This window comes from Bacillus sp. URHA0034 (genome assembly GCF_056280405.1).
In genome coordinates this window covers 4,701,021-4,719,632 of the sequence record NZ_JBWCDK010000002.1, presented here as the reverse complement: position 1 = coordinate 4,719,632, position 18,612 = coordinate 4,701,021, and the positions used below count along the sequence as shown (strand labels likewise).

Annotated in this window: 24 protein-coding genes; 4 read left to right on the top strand and 20 right to left on the bottom strand. The window is 37.4% G+C overall.

Features of this window, described 5'->3' with window-relative positions:
* Window positions 1-11 precede the first annotated feature (11 nt).
* Genes spoIIIAC through spoIIIAA form a run of 3 tightly spaced genes read right to left on the bottom strand, consistent with a single transcriptional unit; the run spans window position 12 to window position 1,667 of the window.
* Window positions 12-215 (bottom strand): stage III sporulation protein AC, encoded by a 204-nt coding sequence (gene spoIIIAC, locus ACZ9EE_RS24735; protein WP_026572556.1) that lies wholly within the window; start codon window positions 213-215, stop codon window positions 12-14.
* Window positions 216-226: 11 nt separating this feature from the next.
* Window positions 227-742: a stage III sporulation protein SpoIIIAB gene (gene spoIIIAB / locus ACZ9EE_RS24730; protein WP_476031282.1), complete on the bottom strand. Its 516-nt coding sequence runs from the start codon at window positions 740-742 to the stop codon at window positions 227-229.
* Between the two features lies 1 nt (window position 743).
* Window positions 744-1,667 (bottom strand): stage III sporulation protein AA, encoded by a 924-nt coding sequence (gene spoIIIAA / locus ACZ9EE_RS24725; protein WP_476031281.1) that lies wholly within the window; start codon window positions 1,665-1,667, stop codon window positions 744-746.
* 294 nt (window positions 1,668-1,961) lie between these two features.
* Here spoIIIAA and ACZ9EE_RS24720 point away from each other — a divergent pair, with 294 nt between their 5' ends.
* On the top strand, window positions 1,962-2,633 hold the full coding sequence (locus tag ACZ9EE_RS24720; protein ID WP_476031280.1) for an SIMPL domain-containing protein: 672 nt from the start codon (window positions 1,962-1,964) through the stop codon (window positions 2,631-2,633).
* Window positions 2,634-2,689: 56 nt separating this feature from the next.
* Here the strand turns inward: ACZ9EE_RS24720 and ACZ9EE_RS24715 are convergent, their stop codons facing one another.
* The 14 genes from ACZ9EE_RS24715 to ACZ9EE_RS24650 all read right to left on the bottom strand — a co-directional run bounded on the left by ACZ9EE_RS24715 (window position 2,690) and on the right by ACZ9EE_RS24650 (window position 13,063).
* The gene (locus ACZ9EE_RS24715; protein ID WP_476031279.1) at window positions 2,690-3,199 is read right to left on the bottom strand and encodes a TlpA family protein disulfide reductase; all 510 of its coding nucleotides are present in this window, start codon (window positions 3,197-3,199) and stop codon (window positions 2,690-2,692) included.
* Between the two features lie 68 nt (window positions 3,200-3,267).
* Window positions 3,268-3,399: a CcmD family protein gene (locus tag ACZ9EE_RS24710; RefSeq protein ID WP_098530058.1), complete on the bottom strand. Its 132-nt coding sequence runs from the start codon at window positions 3,397-3,399 to the stop codon at window positions 3,268-3,270.
* Between the two features lie 12 nt (window positions 3,400-3,411).
* Window positions 3,412-4,173 (bottom strand): cytochrome c biogenesis protein, encoded by a 762-nt coding sequence (locus ACZ9EE_RS24705; RefSeq protein WP_476031278.1) that lies wholly within the window; start codon window positions 4,171-4,173, stop codon window positions 3,412-3,414.
* A 3-nt stretch (window positions 4,174-4,176) separates the two neighbouring features.
* Window positions 4,177-4,857: a heme exporter protein CcmB gene (locus ACZ9EE_RS24700; protein WP_476031277.1), complete on the bottom strand. Its 681-nt coding sequence runs from the start codon at window positions 4,855-4,857 to the stop codon at window positions 4,177-4,179.
* Window positions 4,854-5,558: a heme ABC exporter ATP-binding protein CcmA gene (gene ccmA / locus ACZ9EE_RS24695; RefSeq protein WP_476031276.1), complete on the bottom strand. Its 705-nt coding sequence runs from the start codon at window positions 5,556-5,558 to the stop codon at window positions 4,854-4,856. Before ccmA ends, ACZ9EE_RS24700 begins: the two co-directional genes overlap by 4 nt.
* Before the next feature lie 24 nt (window positions 5,559-5,582).
* A complete protein-coding gene (locus tag ACZ9EE_RS24690) occupies window positions 5,583-6,578 on the bottom strand; it encodes a hypothetical protein (protein WP_476031275.1) in 996 nt (331 codons plus the stop codon).
* Complete coding sequence (locus ACZ9EE_RS24685; protein WP_476031274.1) at window positions 6,575-6,949, bottom strand: hypothetical protein; 375 nt, start codon at window positions 6,947-6,949, stop codon at window positions 6,575-6,577. Before ACZ9EE_RS24685 ends, ACZ9EE_RS24690 begins: the two co-directional genes overlap by 4 nt.
* A 12-nt stretch (window positions 6,950-6,961) precedes the next feature.
* Window positions 6,962-7,465 carry a cytochrome c-type biogenesis protein CcmH gene (locus ACZ9EE_RS24680; RefSeq protein ID WP_476031273.1) on the bottom strand — a complete coding sequence of 168 codons (504 nt, stop codon included), beginning with the start codon at window positions 7,463-7,465 and terminating at the stop codon, window positions 6,962-6,964.
* Between the two features lie 2 nt (window positions 7,466-7,467).
* A complete protein-coding gene (locus ACZ9EE_RS24675) occupies window positions 7,468-9,450 on the bottom strand; it encodes a heme lyase CcmF/NrfE family subunit (RefSeq protein WP_476031272.1) in 1,983 nt (660 codons plus the stop codon).
* A 25-nt stretch (window positions 9,451-9,475) separates the two neighbouring features.
* Entirely contained in the window at window positions 9,476-9,928 is a 453-nt protein-coding gene (locus ACZ9EE_RS24670; RefSeq protein ID WP_476031271.1) for a cytochrome c maturation protein CcmE, read from the bottom strand.
* A gap of 13 nt (window positions 9,929-9,941) precedes the next feature.
* Entirely contained in the window at window positions 9,942-10,994 is a 1,053-nt protein-coding gene (locus tag ACZ9EE_RS24665) for a hypothetical protein (protein WP_476031270.1), read from the bottom strand.
* 287 nt (window positions 10,995-11,281) lie between these two features.
* Complete coding sequence (locus tag ACZ9EE_RS24660) at window positions 11,282-11,938, bottom strand: c-type cytochrome (protein WP_476031269.1); 657 nt, start codon at window positions 11,936-11,938, stop codon at window positions 11,282-11,284.
* A gap of 8 nt (window positions 11,939-11,946) precedes the next feature.
* Window positions 11,947-12,396, bottom strand: coding sequence for a PCYCGC motif-containing (lipo)protein (locus ACZ9EE_RS24655; protein WP_476031268.1), 450 nt, complete (start codon window positions 12,394-12,396; stop codon window positions 11,947-11,949).
* 169 nt (window positions 12,397-12,565) lie between these two features.
* A complete protein-coding gene (locus ACZ9EE_RS24650; RefSeq protein ID WP_476031267.1) occupies window positions 12,566-13,063 on the bottom strand; it encodes a DUF6803 family protein in 498 nt (165 codons plus the stop codon).
* A gap of 329 nt (window positions 13,064-13,392) precedes the next feature.
* Between ACZ9EE_RS24650 and ACZ9EE_RS24645 the strand changes: the two genes are divergently transcribed.
* Window positions 13,393-14,862 (top strand): IS1182 family transposase, encoded by a 1,470-nt coding sequence (locus tag ACZ9EE_RS24645; RefSeq protein ID WP_476031266.1) that lies wholly within the window; start codon window positions 13,393-13,395, stop codon window positions 14,860-14,862.
* A 45-nt stretch (window positions 14,863-14,907) separates the two neighbouring features.
* A complete protein-coding gene (locus ACZ9EE_RS24640) occupies window positions 14,908-15,141 on the top strand; it encodes a hypothetical protein (protein ID WP_476031265.1) in 234 nt (77 codons plus the stop codon).
* Here ACZ9EE_RS24640 and efp read toward each other — a convergent pair.
* The 3 genes from efp to ACZ9EE_RS24625 all read right to left on the bottom strand — a co-directional run bounded on the left by efp (window position 15,123) and on the right by ACZ9EE_RS24625 (window position 17,339).
* Window positions 15,123-15,680, bottom strand: coding sequence for an elongation factor P (gene efp, locus ACZ9EE_RS24635; RefSeq protein ID WP_160721620.1), 558 nt, complete (start codon window positions 15,678-15,680; stop codon window positions 15,123-15,125). The two genes, ACZ9EE_RS24640 and efp, sit on opposite strands and share 19 nt — an antisense overlap.
* Window positions 15,681-15,702: 22 nt before the next feature.
* On the bottom strand, window positions 15,703-16,764 hold the full coding sequence (locus ACZ9EE_RS24630; protein ID WP_476031264.1) for a M24 family metallopeptidase: 1,062 nt from the start codon (window positions 16,762-16,764) through the stop codon (window positions 15,703-15,705).
* Between the two features lie 77 nt (window positions 16,765-16,841).
* The gene (locus ACZ9EE_RS24625) at window positions 16,842-17,339 is read right to left on the bottom strand and encodes a YqhR family membrane protein (protein ID WP_476031263.1); all 498 of its coding nucleotides are present in this window, start codon (window positions 17,337-17,339) and stop codon (window positions 16,842-16,844) included.
* Between the two features lie 240 nt (window positions 17,340-17,579).
* On the opposite strand from ACZ9EE_RS24625, the gene ACZ9EE_RS24620 reads away from it, so the two are divergent.
* A complete protein-coding gene (locus ACZ9EE_RS24620) occupies window positions 17,580-18,524 on the top strand; it encodes a DUF1385 domain-containing protein (RefSeq protein ID WP_476031262.1) in 945 nt (314 codons plus the stop codon).
* Window positions 18,525-18,612: the final 88 nt, after the last annotated feature.

Here is an 18,612-nt window from a genome sequence, read left to right as displayed (position 1 = left end):
AGCCCCCCTCTCTATTGAAACAAAAATACAGATTTTATTTTTTGGAAAAGGTCATCCACTATTGTAGCTACTTGGAACAATATATAGATAAACCCAAATAACGTTACCCATTGGGCATATTCTTTTTTGCCTACCTGATCCAAGACGGTATGCAAAAAGGCAACAACAATACCTACCCCAGCAATTTTAAAGATAATATCCACTTCTAAACCCATTGCTTTTCCCCCTAAAATAATAAAATAATCAGTAACAATCCGGATAAGAATCCCAAACTCTTTAGCATTTTTTCATATTTTGCCTGCCTATCAATCGCATCAGCTTCTTCTCTTTCAAGATGGGATAGTGTAAGCAGAATATGCTTTTGCTGGGAAATGCGATCATGGCGGCCTAATGTCTCCCCAAATTGCTTCATTATTTCGAATTCTCCCTGTTTTAAGGCAGTTAATTTCCAAATTTCTTGTAAACTAGTCTCCCAAGCCTCTTTTACCGTTGTTTCGGTTTTAGTTAATCTAGCCGCAAAGGTTTCAAAGAACTTTGAAAGCGGATTAGTTAGTTGAGCGGCTAATCTCCTAGCTGCTTCATGTAATGGTGTATGGCTGAACATAATTTCAGCCTCGAGTGATTGCAGTGCGGACCGTAATGCCCTTAATTGCTTGGGACGATCGCTAAAATTCCGGGCAGCTTCGAACCCTGTCCAGGTGGTAGCTATAATAATGATAATGGCACCAATTAACTTAATCATTTTAAGTCACTCTCACTTTATGAGGCATTTCCTTACCCTCTGCATCGAGAATGCGGGTAATTGTTCCAGGCCCTGATAATCTGCTTAAGATTACAAACCGTTCAAATATCTTTTGTTCCATGATGTCCCTTAATGAAGGACGTTTTCTAATTTCATCTATAGTTGAACCATGGGTGGTCATCATCAGTTTAATTCCTGCATGTACCGCCTCTTGGATTGCCTCTGCATCTTCTCGGCGGCCGATTTCGTCAACAATCAGCACATCCGGACTCATCGAACGGATCATCATCATCATTCCTTCTGCTTTCGGACAAGCATCTAAGACATCAAGACGATGACCAAAGGTTAACTGCGGCACTCCATTTACACATCCAGCAATCTCACTTCGTTCATCAACAATCCCCACTTTACTTGCTTTAATTCCTTTTGAATGATTCCCCGATGAGATGATTCTGGCAATATCCCTTAGCATAGTGGTTTTTCCTGTCTGCGGAGGTCCAATAATCATGGTATGCATCCAATCTTCTTGAAAAATATAAGGAATGATTGCCTCAGCAATTCCGATCTTCTCTCTGGCAATTCTAATATTAAAAGAGGAGATATCCCTTATCGCCTTGACCTTTCCATCTTCAAGAATGACCTTCCCGGCTAGTCCAATACGATGGCCTCCGGATATGGTTATATAGCCGCGTTTAAGTTCTTCTTCCAATGTATAAATGGAGAATTGACTAATTTTATTAAGAAGATGAAAAGCATCCTCAGGCTGTATGATATACGATAAAAATCTTGGAGCACCCTTTAGAGTGATCTCAATTGGACGATTAATCCGGATGCGGATTTCCTCTACTTCTTCTTTTTGATTAGGAGGGATTTGGTTGATTAGGCTGGCAATATTTTTTGGTAAAAAGGTAAGAATCGTTTCCACGTATGCTTCCTCCTCAATTTTTCCTTTCTCGTTAATTAAAATGTATGCCTGCTTGGACACAATATGACATGCACGTCTGTTAATTTCATTCTATTTTTCGATAACTGTTAATAGAACAAAATGCTACTTTTACTAGACTTGTAAGATCCGAGGAACATAATCCAGGGACATCCATATTTTATATAGAAAAGCGTAAGCACCCGTTTAATGAAGTCCAATAGTTGCTGGGTGCTGGAGCTGGACAATTCTCAAAGTCAGAAATCCATAAGAATTGGATAAAGGGAGGGAGAATAAATGTATCCTTATCATGTACCTCATCGAAATGGACTACATCCCAAAGGTCATTTAATAAAGGTGACTGGGGAGGGGGAACTCGTCCTGCCGCCGGATTCTGCTTCGGTGAATTTAGGTGTTATAACAAAAATGAAAGAACTTATACCCGCTCAGCAGCAAAATTCTGTTGACGTGACAAAAGTGATTAATGCGATTAAGACACTAGGAATTGCTCAGAATTTAATCCAAACATCTGATTATCGAATAGATACTGAATATGATTACGAACAAGGGAAACAAATTTTTCGCGGGTACAAAGTTACTCATTTATTACAGGTAAAAATTGAAGAACTATCATTAATAGGAAAAATAGTAGACACGGCAGTTCAAAATGGGGCGAATTATGTATCTAGCGTTCAATTTAGCTTAAAAAATAAAGATGGTTATTATTTGCAAGCCTTGGCTCTGGCCCTGAACAACGCTAGTGAAAAAGCTAAAACGATTGCCACAACCATTCATGTTACTTTAAATCCCACACCTACTTCGGTAGTGGAAAGCGTTTCTAGTGTGCAGCCCATTCATTATCAAGCAGAAGCCTTAGCAAAAGGGCTTAGTTCGTCTCCAATTGAGCCTGGGCAACTTAAAATTAAGGCAGTTATCTCAGCAGAATTTCAGTATCAAACAACGGTTTGACAAACAACAAAAAGGACTGAGCCGTATATGGGTCTCAATCCTTTTTCTAGTTGTAATTATTTATCATATTTCTTTGCCCAATTATATATCTGCATCTCGGTAACAGGCCCATTAAAGTGCTCTCTGATAATTCCTTGTTTATCAATGACAAAAGTTTCAGGTTGTCCAGTCACATTAAACATTTTTGATACCTGGGCATTATAGTCAAATAAATAGTTCATTCCTTCTAGATTGTTTTTGGTAGACTTCTTTATCCGATCAATTGTTTCGCCGCGGTTAATCATCAGAAATGGATATTTATCACCATAATCCTTTTGAAATGCTGCCAGCTCCGGGAATTCCTCTTTACAAGGTTCACACCAGCTCGCAAAATAATTGATGATCACCACTTTGCCTTTGTATTCAGACAGCTTGGTAGTACCACCCTCATATTTTGGCAGCTCAAAGTTATAAGCCTTATCGCCAACATCGGTATTTTTACCTTTTGTTACCAAACTATATCCAAAAAAACCAAACATACCCACAATAAGAATTAATACGAGTAATTTGATGACTCGCTGGTTCATCACGGTTCCCCCTGACACTGGACGGTTTTTATAAAGGGTCTGGAAATGCTTCACAGACCCTCATAAAATCACTTATCCAGTTCCTTTAAAAACTCTATTTCCTTTTTAAGCTTTGTGTGTCTTTTTCCTAGAATTAACATGTAAGCAAATATAACCACCCATGCTACGGAATAAGCCCCATACATATATTCATAACCCATGTGAAATTCCTCCTATTTTTCGATGTCTGCTCTTAGTTTTTCTTTACAACGTTCAACTTTCAATTTGATATTTTCAAAGGTAACACCTTTATGAAGAAGGTAAGAATATAGAATTGTGAATGCTGCGAGTGATACAAACAAGGCTGTCAGCATTGAACCATCAATTCCCCCACCCTGCTGGGATGGACCATTGCCAAAAACGATTGGATGGAATTTTGTTTGCCACCAGCGAATAGCAAAAAATACAATAGGAACGTCTGCAAATCCGATAATTCCAAACACAGCTGCAAGTCTTGCCTTTTTATCCCATACACCATCCATTTGGCGAATCATAATGTAAGCAATGTAGATAAAAAACAGGATTAACGTTGTGATTAACCGTGGTTCCCAAACCCACCAGGTATTCCATGATGATTTTGCCCATATTGGGCCAGTTGTTAACACAATGATTGTAAAAACAATCCCAATCTCTGCAGAAACATAGGCATAAGTATCAAAAATTCTTTTTCGCTTAATCAAGAATAAAATACTAAATACAAATGTAACGAAAAAGGCCATAAATGCCAGCCACGCTGAGCTTACATGAAAATAAAAGATCTTCTGTGCAGCACCCATTGTTTTTTCTTCCGCAGCATAGATAAAGATAAAATAGAGGGCAACTAACATCGAAACAACTGTTCCGCCAAATAAGAAACTAGATAGATTATTTGGCTTCGTTTCCGTAAAATTAGCTCCGGGAAGTACTGCTTTCTCTCTTTCGAGATTTATACTCATCACTTAAACCTCCAGCACATAATCGATTAATAAGAAACAAACAACAAAGAAGATTAGATCGTAAGCTGTAACAAGCTGGACCCAAGCTATGGCGCTTGAGATTTTTTCCATATTCGTTAAGATGATCTTTGTTGCTTGAACGACACCAATTAAGATTGGTGTTGTGATTGGAAAGAGCAACAGCGGCAGCAGCATTTCACTGCTTTTAGAATTTGCTGCAAGGGCTGCTAAAAAGGTACCAATAGCAATAAATCCAAAACTCCCTAAAAAAACAACTAAGATGAAATAAGGAAAACTGCCGAGAAATTTAAAATCAAATAGTAAAAATAAAAATGGAATCGAGATGATTTCAACTACCAGCATCATGGTGAAATTGGCCAGGAATTTTCCTAGATAGATACTGGCTGCTTCCATTGGGGCTACCAACAAACCCTGCATAGTATCATTTCGTTGTTCGGAAATAAACGATCGATTTAGTCCAAGAATCCCGGAAAACACGATAATAACCCAGATGACTCCTGGAATAACCGCTCTTGTCGTATTATTCGCAGGGTCAAAAGCAAAACTGAAAACTACGATAACTAGCCCCGCAAAAATAATTTGTGTAGTCAGGATTTGTTTTGTTTTTAACTCTGAATATAGGTCCTTCTTTGCTAGGAAGAGGGCTGTTCGGAAAAGGTTCATGATACACCCTCCACTTGAAGTTCATATTTTTCAGTAACAAAGCCGAGATTGCTATTTTGAATCCTAAAGTCATCAACAATTTTCCCATTCTTCACAATAATTACCCGATCACAGATTTCCGCCGCTTGTTTAAAATCATGGGTTACCATTAATGTTGTTGTACCTTTTTCTTTCATCGATAAGATAACATTGTTTAAAATTGCAATGGCCCCTTGATCCAAGCCTGTATGCGGCTCATCCAGAAGGAGAACCTCGGGATCATGAATAATCGCCCTTGCAATCGCAATCCTTTGAATCATGCCGCGGGAGAAATTTTTGACTGGCTCATTCAAAAAGAAGGATAAGCCCACATCTTTTACAAGTTTCCTTGCCTTTTGTTCAACATCTTTAACCCCGTATATATTCCCGAAGAAGACGAGATTTTCTAACGGTGAGTAATGATCATAAAGTAAACTGGAATGGGGTAAATAGCCCAATAGTTTTTTTATCAGAATCTGGTTCTTTCTTAAATCCAATCCATTAATTATTACCTGGCCGGATGTCGGTTTTATTAAGGAAGCCAGTACCTTTAGAAGTGTACTTTTCCCCGCACCATTTGGTCCTAGGATGGCAACTGTTTCCCCTTTTTTTATTGAGAGGTCAACGCCACGTAAGATCAGCTTATTATCAGCTTGCTTCGTCAGCTTTTTTATTTCAATCATCATGAGTCCCTCCCATCCCAGCTGTTATTCAATAAAAGTACGTAGATTTAGCTTAACTTGAACTAGATGCTGTTTGTAAGCAGTAAGCTTTGTATGATAATCATCTTCTGAGACTTTTCCATCATCGAAGGTTTCTTCTAGTTCAATGATCTTATCCATGATTGCTTTTTGTTTTGCGATTAGTTGTTTAAATGCTTTTTCTTCTTTATCTGCTCCTATTCTTTCCTCTTCCAATCTAGCTTTTCTTCTGAAGTGGATAAAATAAGCAATCCCAGCAATAATGATAGCTGCAATAACCATTAGGAAGATGTGTGGGTTGAAACTGTGTAATGGTGATTGCGCCCACATTCTAAGATGTCCAGGGTTGTGAAATGCCGGAGCAGTATGAGTTACCCCGCTTGTGCTAGATTTATCTGAAGTGGTTGCCGATTGCTTCGTTTCATCTGCCGGCGGTTGAACATCCTTTTTGTAGACTAGTGTAAATGTTTCGTTTTCCTTCAAACCTTCAATGCTGTAGTCATGATAGTTTTGATCATCAAATTTAAAAAGACCTTGACTAGTTGCCTCTGCACCTGTAACTACAACACTGCCCATTCCTTCGGGAACAAGAATTTGCATCATTTCAACAGGATAGTCCATTGTTAATTTGATTTCTTTCCCTTTTGGCATTCTATAACTGTATGGCAGCACGGTTGTTTGGTTCGCCGGAATTGGAGTCGTTGTAATAAACCCTTTTTCCACTTGCTTAAAAGCAATTTTACTATCTAAAAAATTAAGATCCTCCGCATTTTCAGGCAGCATAACTTTTAAAACTGCTTCACCGGTACCATCACCTTTATATTCCTGAGAAGAAGTGTTGGTATAATTGACCATATTCATCATATTAGTGGATCCATCTTCTGCCGGGCTTACAACCAGATAATGCATGTCAATGGCTATCTTTGAATCTGTTGCTGCGAATCCATGGAAAGGAAGTAATAGTAAAAGTCCAAGGAAGAAAACGGTGATTTTTTTGATCACTTTCCTTCCCCCTTTTTCTTTGCATAGTCATTCATTTGCGCTTCAATTTCCTTTTCTACTTCTGCCATTAGGTCTTTATCAACACATGTGTCTACAAACTGGTCTTCTTCCTTCATAATCTTGGCTACTTCTATTTCATATTGCCTTTTTAAATTCTTATAATCAGCATGTGAGATTTTATCCATTTTGTACTCAAACTCGATTTCATTGAGAGTGGTTAATAATGCCTCTTTCGTGGCAGTTATATCTTGGTCCTTTGAACTAAATTGGATAAAGGTATCCCACTTAAAAAATGGAGCTATTATTAAAAACAAACATATTAGCGCCAATGCTACCGTAAATATCATAGAAATGATTGAGATATCCTGCATTTTATTCACATCCTAAAGATACTTTTTGCGTTCTTCATCGATCATCGAAGTAAGGATTTCTCCCTCTACTTCATCCTCAGTGCTTTCGTAATCAGTGATTACGGCTTCTGTACCTTTTTTCTTCACCCACTTACGGATAATGATGAATACAGCTATTGCCGCTATTCCTAAAACGACAAACGGAAGAACCCATGCTGTTAAACTAAAGCCGCTTTTCTCAGGGGATGTTAAGATTTCTTCACCATAAATATTGACATAGTATTGACGAATTTTATCTTTATCCCAGCCTTTGTTCATCATCCCTACCAAGTCCTTTTTAAACTCAGTAGTCAGACTACAGGTATTTGGATCGCATTCATAATGATCTTGACCACAGCCGCAGGTACAGGCAAACTGCTGTGCAACTGCTTTAAATTCAGCCGATTTATAATCAATTTGTTTTGCTTCTGCCCGAATAAATGAACCTTGAAAAAGAAACGCAATGACCAGGAGCCCCAAATAAAGTTTCTTTTTCATGATTAAGACACCTCTTTACGTACTCCTGTATACCTCGGAGTGACATTTCCATATTTTCCGTTCCAAACTGCAAATAATGCACCAATTACAATCATAAAGGAACCAAACCATAGCCAATCCATCATTGGGTTAACTTTCACAACAAACGTTGCTTTTCCATTATCTTCCCATGCACTTAATACGATATATAAATCTTCCTTAACTGATGAAATGATCGCTACTTCGGAAGATGGCTGCTCCCAGTTGCCGTAAAACACTTTTTCAGGCTGGAAGGTACCAAGTTTTTTACCTTTTCTAAATACGGTAACGTCTGCATAAACAATATCGTTAATGCCCTCTTTCTTTTGATCAAGGCGATCATAATTGATCCGGTAATCCCTCAGTTCAATTGATTGCCCTAAAGAAACGGTTTTCATCGTTTCAACATCATAATTTTGTGAACCAATAATCCCCATTGTTATAAAGGCAATACCAAGGTGGACAATATATCCTCCATAGCGGCGGCGGTTGCGGACCATTAAACGATATAAGGCAACTAATGGAGATTCTTTTGTCATTTTTCTTCTAGCTTTCACACCTCTATAAAACTCTAAGAAATGTGTGACCAACAATAGAATAATAACTCCGTATCCAATCACAGCCCACACTTTTTGGATGCCCAGCACAACCAATAAACCCATTCCAATTACAGCAAGAATCGCTGGAATTAAAAAGTTTTTTCTAAGGTTTTTTACAGTGGATTTCTGCCATGCAAGCATTGGGCAGACAGCCATAACAAACATCATTGACAATAGAATGGGTGCCTCTACTTTGTTAAAGAATGGCATCCCTACTGTTACCTTCGTACCTCGGACTGCTTCAGATACTAGCGGGAAAACAGTTCCCCAAAAAGTAGCAAATGCTGCACCTACTAATAATAAATTATTAACTAAAAAACTACTTTCTTTAGAAACAATCGAATTGAACTCGCCTGCACTTCGTTTAAGCAAATTGTACCGGCTCATTAATACATAGAGAGCCAGGATTACGGCTACACCCATGAAAATTAAGAAATATAATCCTAGATTAGAGTTAGCGAAAGCATGGACAGATGTTAGAACACCACTGCGCACAAGGAAGGTTCCAAATAATGTTAACGCATAGGAGACAATAATTAAGCTTATATTCCATATCTTTAACATATTTTTACGTTCTTGAATCATGACGGAGTGAAGGAAGGCAGTTGCTATCAGCCACGGCATAAATGATGCATTCTCTACAGCATCCCAGGCCCAATATCCACCCCAGCCAAGCTCTACATACGCCCATTGTCCACCAAAGATATTTCCTAGGCTTAAAAATAACCAGGCAACAATCGTCCATCGTCTTGTCATTTTAATCCAAAAATCATCAACGTTTTTCATGATTAAAGCTGCCATCGCGAAGGCGAATGGTACGGCAAGACCAACATAACCAAGGTAAAGCGTCACTGGATGAATAATCATCCCAGGGTTTTGCAGCATCGGATTTAATCCTTTTCCTTCTGTCGGAACGGTATCCAATAAGTTGAATGGTTTTGCCACGAATCCCAGAATAAAAAAGAAGAAAACCGCATTGGCCATTAAAATGGCTGAGATGTAAGGAACCATTGGGTTTCCTTTCATCTTTCTTGAAAATGTGATCATCACCATGTAAAGAGTTAAGAAAAAGGTCCATAATAACAACGATCCTGCATTCCCAGCCCATAGAGCAGTAAGTTTATAGATAATTGGCAGTTCACTGCTGGTATAATCGGTAACGTATTCGTATTGAAATTGAGATGTGGCTAATAGGTAGAACATAACAATCATTGCCATACCTGCACACACAAATAGTGCGATCATGCCACTCTTTCCACTGTTGACGAGTTTTTGATTTTTTGTGCTAATCCCAAGAGTAATGATGAGGAGTGAGTATACTGCAATGGCTAAACCTATATAAATCGTTGCGTTGGCAAATAAATACATTTTGTCACCTTCTTACGTTGACTATTTATTTTTCATTCAATGGCTTATCGAGTAATTGTTTATGTTTTTCAGGGTCATAGTTTTTCATATCTTTTCCTTCATACTTAGAAGGGCATCTTGTTTTGACCGATTCTGCTTCAAACGTATTCCTTTTGGTGGGGGCACCTTGAAGGATGGTGATCACTCCTTCTGAAAAATTATCTGGTTTTGTACCATGATAAATCACGTGCATTACGTTGCCATGGTTATCTTTTACATCAAACTTCAGTTGAATTTTGTCTGGATTCCATTTAATTGTTTTTTCTATCAATAATCCCTCGACCGTTACAAAATCATCTTTATGCTGGTCTTGAGTAGCCAACAATTCTTTCATGGTCAGTTCCACCCCGCTAGAACCTGGCGTTGCAGCCATCAATAAGAATACAATCGCACCCGCAATAATAAAGCCACCTAACATCACAAGTGTATTTTTCTTCACTTAATTCACCTCATTAGATCAATTTTTTCATTTCTTCCTCGTACATTTCTTGGTCAATTTTACCGGTTAACAGCTTTTTACGAAGTTCCTTCTTTTCTTCGGCATTATTTGGTTTATAGTCCCTTTTCCCACCAGTTTGTTTTGCAGTCTGCTGTTTTGGTTTCGTTCCTTTTGCTGCAGAACGCCGGCCACTTTGAGCATTACCCTTTAACCCTAAATAAACGAAGATCCCTGCAATGATTAAAGCTAAACCAATAATAGAAGCGCCGCCAATCCCAATAAGCGGTTGTTTAGTGGTACTGCTTGATGGTTCTTTTTTTACTTGGTCTGTTGCCGTACTGCCACTATTGTCAGTTGATGCCTGTTGTTTGTTAATTGCCTGCATGGTGGATTTGGTTCCAGTCTTCTGGTATGAAAAAGTGTATTTAAGATTTTCTTTTGCTTTTACACCCTTATACTGGTAGTAATAAAGTTCTTCACCATACTCACTCTTGGTGTTATTAGCTGCTTTTGGATCTAACTTTATCTTTTTTGCATCCATAGGAGAGTAAAAGATGACATCTAATTGGTCAATTTCAGCGTTATTAATCAGCTGATATGTAAAACTTTTTTGGTCTTTTACATCAATCGTTTTCGTGTAATATTCAATAACAAATTGGTAGGTTTCATTATTCTTGATTGCCTTAGCGGGCTTCCATGATACGATTCCTTTTTCCTTATCAACATCATATGGACGCTGGACCTCTGGCTTATTTTCCTCTGGAAACTCTGCAACTAAATTTGCTGCAAATCCCTTTTCCATAGCAGGAACGGGTATTTCGATTTTTCCATCATAATCTTGGCCGGTTTTGTTTGTAATGGTTCCATACTCGCCTACTAATAATGATGGCACATTCCTTGATCCCCAATCTTCAGGGTAATCAAACTCGGGCATAACTTGTACTTGCATTTCCTTAAATGGAAATTTCTCCGCTGGAAATATCGTTGCAGCACTAGTTTTAGAACTTATAAAACTAGTTAGATATGATGCAATCACGAACATTGCCAACCACTTTTTTTTAAGCATATTAATCCTCCTTGGCTTGGAAAACTCATCACTTCAATAAACAATTTTCACTATAGTCCTCTTAGAAATAAATATAATCGTTCTACTACCTATAAAGTTGAATCACTATTGAACATTTTGTTAAACGGCGCAAACGTTTGAGTTTTTGACAAAAAACCACCACAAAATGTTCACATATATTAAGATTACCTCGATTATTTGTGTAATTTGTCGGATTTCAAAACTCTAAACATGGTAAAAAACCTGCATCCAGTAGCGGATACAGGTTTTTTTAAAATCTCTCTAATCTAATTCTTTTCTTCCAAGGATCGGATATAGCTCACAATATCGGAGATATCCTGTTTCTTTAGCTGACGCACACCATCAAGGCCTTTTAAAGACGGTCCCATTCTCGTCTCTTCCCGGCCAAATGCAGTACTAATCCATATTTGCTTATCAGTTGTAAATTTTAAATATTGCGCAGACGCAAGAGCAGTCCCCATTCGTAACATACCCGTACCTGCTTCCATATGACAGTTCTGGCAATACAGTTTGTACAGTTTTTTTCCATTTACCGAATTCCCGTCAATGGTTCTTGGCGCATCAAAACTGATATCTTCCGTTTGCCAATTACGGATATAGGCTACTAGGTTTTTTAACTCTGTCTGAGATAATCTGGGTCCATAGGCCGGCATGCCAGTTCCTTCTCTTCCAAATTTTATATAATTATATATATTCTTATCAGTTACAGAGTTTAGGAAATTTTGATTATTTAAAGCAGTTCCAGCCTTTTCCCCTTCACCTTTTCCAGTATCACCATGACAGATCAAACAATTTTTATTGTAAACCCTTTCACCTGCTGTGACAGCCTGTGAATTCTCTTTACCAAAAATATTACTATTACTTATACAAACGATAATACCAATTATAACCAAAGCATAAAATCCAAATAATATTTTCTTCATGGGTACCCCTACTTTGGCTGAGGTGTTGGGGTTGCTTCCCCAAGATCTTTGTACTTTTCACTAATCAATTCATAAATTTTCTGGGGACTTTTACCGTTCAGATGCATATCTATTGCCTCCCGGGCAATATTGACACACGTATCTCACGATATACCATGTGAATCCCATTGTTGAACAGCGTTATTGTCACCAACAGACTTAACAAAGCAATCTAAATTGCTCTTATGCCCATCTGCCACACACCCACAGTAACATGGTACTTGAGCAACAACCTCAGGATAAGTGGATGCCATTATATACGTTTCTTGAACTTTTTCAGAAGAGTTTAAAACAAAATCAGGCAGTGGCGTATGTTTCTTATCAAGCTTCCAACTTTGGTCATCAAGCTTTGAGCTGCATCCTGCTGCTACAATGGCTAATAGAATGAAAAGGAAGAAGAAAGTTGTAATTCGTTTCATCTATTGATTCACCCCTTTCAAATATTCTTATACTAGTTCATTTTATCAAACCGAGGTTTGATGAAATGAACTAAATTTCTACTATTTAGTGAAATTTTTACTCTTTATAAAGTAAATATTATTCTTTAGATATAACTAAGGAGGCCGCCAAGCAGCCTCCGATTAGGTGTTACATATTCATCATATCGTGGCCGGTTGAGGAGCTTGACCCTAGGGAAGGATCAATCATTCCGAAAATCATGGCAATATGGGCAACAATTAGGAAAATACTAACAAAGATAGCATGGATTTTAAGTTTTTCTTCCTCTGTTTTATTTTTAAAAATAATTCCTAGATCAAGTAGTGCCATTCCCAGGAATGGAATAATACCGAGCAAGTAAAATGTAACCGCCACAACGTCAATCCAGCCCTTCCATTCACCATTTACAGTTAGTGGAATATATGCTGTTTTCATTAAGTAAATAAAAATAGCAGTAAAGTAAATTCCTGCAAAAATACCCGTTACTCTATTCATTTTTTTCAAGGCGCCGTCTAATTTTCTCGTAAATAGGATGGCAATTTCTGAAATTGCCAGTATTTCTGCACATATGACGGGAACTGCCATAAAAATCAACAAATTCCAAGGCTGGTTGTCTGCTAATAAACCCATGTAGTGTGTCATATTCATGTTCATCTTCTCCTCCATTTTTTTTACACCCTTACTATAAAAAAAAAGTGTGCAGAAACTTAGGAGAAACTATGGATAAAATGTGTAAAGAACGAAAAAAAGAAGCTGACCCAAAAGGTGATTGATGAATAATTTTTGCACACTCTGTTGATTGGAGCGGAAGGCGCGAAGACTCCTGCGGGAGTACGGGGCAGGGGAGACCCCGCAGGAGCGAAGCGAGGGCACTGAAAAAGTTCACATTTTAAGCAGTTGAAAGGTAGACTTTATCGACCTTTTAACTGCCTTTTTGTTTTATAATAAAATTATAAAATTTTGCGGGTGGTATCCAGATGATTTCCGATCAAGAATCTTTTACTCTTAGTCCATATACAGCAATTTACGATCTTGTTGTGCCACAAGAAAATATGCTTCGACGAATTAAAGAATTAGTGGATTTTTCGTTCATTCTCGAAGAGTTAAAAACGAAATATTGCCTAGATAACGGGCGGAATGCGGTGCCACCAATCCGAATGTTCAAATATCTATTACTGAAGTCGATTTATGATTTATCAGATGTAGATATCGTACAGCGTTCCAGATATGATATGTCGTTTAAATATTTCCTCGACATGGCACCAGAAGACCCGGTAATAGATCCAAGTTCGTTAACAAAATTTCGTAGGCACCGTCTTAAAGATGTGGGCTTATTAGATTTGCTTATTGGGAAAACCGTTGAGATAGCACTTGAAAAGGAAATTATAAAAAGTAAAACAATAATTGTGGACTCCACACATACGCAGTCACGTTATAACCAAAAGTCGCCAAAGGAATTTTTGCAAGAGAAGTCAAAAAGCCTAAGAAAAGCAGTTTATCAAATCGACGAATCAATGAAGGAGAAATTTCCACCAAAATCAACTTCTGACGAAGTTGGAGATGAATTGAATTATTGTCGTCAAGTTATTTCTGTTGTCGAATCGGAACCACTAATAGCTGCAATTCCTAACGTTAATGAAAAATTAAATGTCCTACATGAAGTAGTAGAAGATTACACAGACCATATGAGTCAAATGAATTGTTCAACTGATACAGACGCACGGGTAGGACATAAAACAGCAGACTCTTCATTCTTCGGATATAAAACACATATTGCAATGAGCGATGAAAGAATAATAACAGCTGCAGTTGTGACAACGGGAGAAAAAAGTGATGGAAAATATCTGCAGGAGTTAATTGAAAAAAGCCAAGCAACAGGAATGGAAATTAATACAGTAATTGGTGATACAGCCTATTCTGAAAAAGACAATATTAGCTATACAAAAAAAAATCAACTTGAACTTATTTCTAAATTGCATCCACATATAACACATGGAACACGGGCAAAAGAAGATGAATTTGAATTTAATAAAGATGCTGGAATGTTCGTTTGTAAGGCAGGGCATATGGCAATTAAGAAAAAATATGAAGAAAGAAAGGGGCAAGACAAAAACCCAAGAATCAAGTTCTTTTTTGATATTGAGAAATGTAAAGGTTGTGCATTCCGTGATGGGTGCTATAAAGAAGAAGCAAAAAGTAAGACATACTCAATAACAGTTAAATCAACTGAACATAAAGATCAAGAAGAATTTCAAGAAACAGAAAGATTCAAACAACTAGCAAAAACTCGCTATAAAATTGAGGCCAAAAATAGCGAACTTAAACACAGACACGGGTTTAAAATAGCAAATTCCTCGGGTCTATTTGGCATGGAAATTCAAGGGGCAACAGCGATGTTCGCAGTGAATCTTAAGCGGATTCTAAAGCTCCTAAATGAAAAAGTGTAAAAGAAGACAAGGAAAAAGGTGACATTTCATCTAATTTAAGACGAAATGTCACCTTTTTTTATATTAGCTCGTAATTTTATCTTATCTCAAATTGAAAAGTTAAAAAAACGTAAGTTTTTCAGTGCCCTCAGCGAAGCGACGAGGAGGCTTCCCGTTCCGCCCGCGGAAAGCGAAGCGCATGGAGCGGAAATCAACAGACTAAAAAAAGAAGGTGACCCTAAAAGTTATACTTTTGGGACACCTTCTTTTTTATTTAGAGTTTATGCACGAGAAACATAACTTGCTTCTGTTGTGTTAATAATGAGTTTATCACCTTGGTTAATGAAGAATGGCACTTGAACAATAAGACCAGTTTCAAGTGTTGCAGGTTTTGTACCGCCAGAAGCTGTATCACCTTTAATGCCTGGTTCTGTTTCGGTAACTTCTAATTCGACTGTGTTTGGCAATTCGATACCTAGTGTTTCATATTGAAACATCATGATATGAACTTCCATATTTTCTTTTAAGAATTTTAATTCATATTCAATGTTTGCTGCTGGAAGTTCCACTTGTTCATAAGAATCCATATCCATGAACACGTGAGAATCACCGCTTGCATATAGATATTGCATTTTACGATTGTCGATCTGAGCCTTTTCTACCTTTTCACCTGCACGGAAGGTTTTTTCTTGAATCGCCCCGTTTCTTAGGTTACGAAGCTTCGAACGAACAAATGCCGCTCCTTTTCCCGGCTTTACGTGTTGGAAGTCAAGAACTCGCCATAAACCACCATCCACCTCAATGGTTAAACCTGTTTTAAAATCGTTAACAGATATCATATTTTTAAATCCTCCTAATTTCTTACAATATAATTAGTTCCTTTGTAGAATGGGTTAGAGCTTCATTATGAGTGTTCGTAATCAAAGTATCATCTTCAATCCGAACTCCGCCAAGTCCTGGAATGTAAATTCCCGGTTCACAAGTAACCACCATACCAGGCTCTAAGATAATATCTGACTTCATTGATAAACCAGGGCCTTCATGAACTTCAAGTCCAATCCCATGACCAGTCGAGTGACCAAAATATTCACCATAGCCTTTTTCTGATATGTAGTCTCTGGTAATTGCATCTGCTTCTTTTCCTGTAATACCAGGTTTAAATCCAGCCATTCCACGAAGCTGTGCTTCAAGGACAATTGCATAAATTTCCTTTAGTCTCACATCCGGTTCACCAACCGCAACTGTCCGGGTAATGTCAGAAACATAGCCATTATAATAGCAGCCATAGTCCATTGTCACGATATCTCCAGCTTCAATTACTTTATCACTTGCAACACCGTGTGGAAGGGCTGAGCGATGACCCGAAGCAACGATGGTATCAAAAGAAGATGACGTAGCACCGGCCTTTCTCATAAAAAACTCAAGCTCATTTGATACTTCTAATTCGGTTTTACCTGGACGGATAAAATCCAAAATATGTTTAAATGCAGCATCAGCGATATCTGCAGCCACCTTTAATATCTTAATCTCTGCGTCTGTCTTTATCAAGCGTAACTTTTCAATTACTCCGGAAATTGGAACAAGTTCAATATCAATTTCTTTTTCATATACTTTAAAGGAGGAATATGTTAGAAAGTCCTCCTCAAAACCAAGTTTTTTAATCCCTAAATTTTTAACTTGTAAGGCAATTTCTTCCGGGATAGAACCAGAGTATTTTATGATTTCAAAGCCTTGGCATTGTTCACTAGCTTGTTCAATGTAACGGAAGTCTGTAATGAACAGAGCTTTCTCCGCACTAATTAAGACAACACCTGCTGATCCGGTAAAATTTGATATGTAACGGCGATTATAAGGGCTGGTAATCAGAATACCATCAATGCCTTTTTCAGAAAATGCTGCTCTTAACTTCTCTAATTTTTCCATTGTATCTCCATTTCCCCTCTCATGGTTGTAGATAAAGATATTTTATCATAACCTTTAATGATTCGACTATTTAGAACTTAGGTTGATGCCTCTTTGTCTTGTACTTTATTAATTTCATATTCATAATTAATGGAATAACCAATAAACGTTCCATATAACATATATAAACAAATAGAAGTAATAATGGTATCCCTGCCTAACTTCATAAATGGTTTAATTCCTGGGAAAATGGGGTTAAGAACAAAAAAGACCAATAAAAATAAAACAATACCAAATCCCATCCCAAACCATATACCCTTTAGTTTTCTTAGGACAGCATAATAAACGAAAGCCATTATAATTGAAACCATTATCAGAAATATCAAAGAAATTGCTTTACCAAGCCAGCCGTACTTCCAATCACCCAGAGCCCATGGTTCTAGTATGACATTGGGGCTAACTTCTGTAAAATTAAAAAAATAAGCAATGTACCCTATGACACCCCAAAAAAAACCTCCAAATAAACCAGTCCAAAATACCATCATTAAAAATGACATTGGTTTTGGATAATTATTGATGTGCTGTTCGTTTGTCATATTGACAACCTCCATTCTTTATTTTAACCATGTTCATTTTATGTAGGTCTTATTAAATTCCATCATTATTATGCCCTTAGAAAATTAATCCTTACATAGAAAAAATTTTTTCTGTTTTTATATGGAAATATTATGTCATCCTAGAGGTTTTTTCACTTTTCTAGTAGAATAAAATTAAGTACATACAGATTTATCATTTCTGCTATTGTGCAACTATGTTGATAGGTTGGTGTTTAAACCATGTCTAATTCTCAAAAACCGGTATATGGCGGCCAAGCAGTCGTCGAAGGTGTAATGTTTGGCGGGAAACATCATTATGTTACCGCTATCCGCAGGAAAGATCGTTCTGTAGAGTACTTTCATGTACCACGAAAAGCCAATTCCTCTTTATCTTATTTAAAAAAGATTCCGTTTCTCCGTGGTATTATCGCCATCATTGAAGCAAGTGCAAATGGCTCAAAACATTTGAACTTTTCAACTGAAAGATATGATGTTGATCCTAAAGATGACGAAACGATTAAAGAAAAAGAAGTTTCAAAATTGTCGATGTACTTAGGGGTAGCCGTTATAGGAGTGATTTCGTTTTTATTTGGAAAATTTGCTTTTACGTTAATTCCCGTTTTTTTAGCGGTCTTAACGAAACCTATTTTCCCATCTGATTTTGCTCAAGTACTTGTAGAAGGCTTCTTTAAGCTTTTACTACTCCTATGCTATATATATTTCGTTTCATTAACCCCCCTTATAAAAAGAGTGTTTCAATATCATGGTGCAGAGCATAAAGTAATAAACACCTTTGAAGCAGGGGTAGAATTAACAGTTGAAAATGTGCAGGCACATTCTCGGCTGCATTATCGATGTGGCAGCAGTTTCATATTATTTACAGTAATTGTCGGAGTTTTTGTGTATTTACTTGTCCCGACAACACCGCTTTGGTTGAGGGTTGTTGACCGTATTCTTTTAATACCAGTAGTGTTAGGAATTGCATTTGAGGTCTTACAGGTAACCAATAAATTAAGAGATATTCCAGTATTAAAGTATCTGGGTCTGCCTGGTCTTTGGCTTCAATTGTTAACAACAAAAGAACCAAATAATGACCAAGTAGAAGTGGCCATTCTCTCTTTCCAAGAATTATTAAGGAGAGAACAGGAAACAGAATTTGACACAAAAAATGAAGAAATTGTCTAAATCTTTTTACCTATGTGTTTAAAAGAATAAAAAAATGCTTAAGATGCTCATAGGGAGGTGGCTTTCTTGAAAAATCGGACATCAACGA

Bases quoted from the DNA above. Each gene is read 5' to 3' on its own strand.
- spoIIIAC (WP_026572556.1), bottom strand. From the start codon at position 215: ATGGGTTTAGAAGTGGATATTATCTTTAAAATTGCTGGGGTAGGTATT.
- spoIIIAB (WP_476031282.1), bottom strand. From the start codon at position 742: ATGATTAAGTTAATTGGTGCCATTATCATTATTATAGCTACCACCTGG.
- ACZ9EE_RS24720 (WP_476031280.1), top strand. From the start codon at position 1,962: ATGTATCCTTATCATGTACCTCATCGAAATGGACTACATCCCAAAGGT.
- ACZ9EE_RS24715 (WP_476031279.1), bottom strand. From the start codon at position 3,199: ATGAACCAGCGAGTCATCAAATTACTCGTATTAATTCTTATTGTGGGT.
- ACZ9EE_RS24710 (WP_098530058.1), bottom strand. From the start codon at position 3,399: ATGGGTTATGAATATATGTATGGGGCTTATTCCGTAGCATGGGTGGTT.
- ACZ9EE_RS24705 (WP_476031278.1), bottom strand. From the start codon at position 4,173: ATGAGTATAAATCTCGAAAGAGAGAAAGCAGTACTTCCCGGAGCTAAT.
- ACZ9EE_RS24700 (WP_476031277.1), bottom strand. From the start codon at position 4,857: ATGAACCTTTTCCGAACAGCCCTCTTCCTAGCAAAGAAGGACCTATAT.
- ccmA (WP_476031276.1), bottom strand. From the start codon at position 5,558: ATGATTGAAATAAAAAAGCTGACGAAGCAAGCTGATAATAAGCTGATC.
- ACZ9EE_RS24685 (WP_476031274.1), bottom strand. From the start codon at position 6,949: ATGCAGGATATCTCAATCATTTCTATGATATTTACGGTAGCATTGGCG.
- ACZ9EE_RS24680 (WP_476031273.1), bottom strand. From the start codon at position 7,465: ATGAAAAAGAAACTTTATTTGGGGCTCCTGGTCATTGCGTTTCTTTTT.
- ACZ9EE_RS24675 (WP_476031272.1), bottom strand. From the start codon at position 9,450: ATGTATTTATTTGCCAACGCAACGATTTATATAGGTTTAGCCATTGCA.
- ACZ9EE_RS24665 (WP_476031270.1), bottom strand. From the start codon at position 10,994: ATGCTTAAAAAAAAGTGGTTGGCAATGTTCGTGATTGCATCATATCTA.
- ACZ9EE_RS24660 (WP_476031269.1), bottom strand. From the start codon at position 11,938: ATGAAGAAAATATTATTTGGATTTTATGCTTTGGTTATAATTGGTATT.
- ACZ9EE_RS24650 (WP_476031267.1), bottom strand. From the start codon at position 13,063: ATGAATATGACACACTACATGGGTTTATTAGCAGACAACCAGCCTTGG.
- ACZ9EE_RS24645 (WP_476031266.1), top strand. From the start codon at position 13,393: ATGATTTCCGATCAAGAATCTTTTACTCTTAGTCCATATACAGCAATT.
- ACZ9EE_RS24640 (WP_476031265.1), top strand. From the start codon at position 14,908: ATGTCACCTTTTTTTATATTAGCTCGTAATTTTATCTTATCTCAAATT.
- efp (WP_160721620.1), bottom strand. From the start codon at position 15,680: ATGATATCTGTTAACGATTTTAAAACAGGTTTAACCATTGAGGTGGAT.
- ACZ9EE_RS24630 (WP_476031264.1), bottom strand. From the start codon at position 16,764: ATGGAAAAATTAGAGAAGTTAAGAGCAGCATTTTCTGAAAAAGGCATT.
- ACZ9EE_RS24625 (WP_476031263.1), bottom strand. From the start codon at position 17,339: ATGACAAACGAACAGCACATCAATAATTATCCAAAACCAATGTCATTT.
- ACZ9EE_RS24620 (WP_476031262.1), top strand. From the start codon at position 17,580: ATGTCTAATTCTCAAAAACCGGTATATGGCGGCCAAGCAGTCGTCGAA.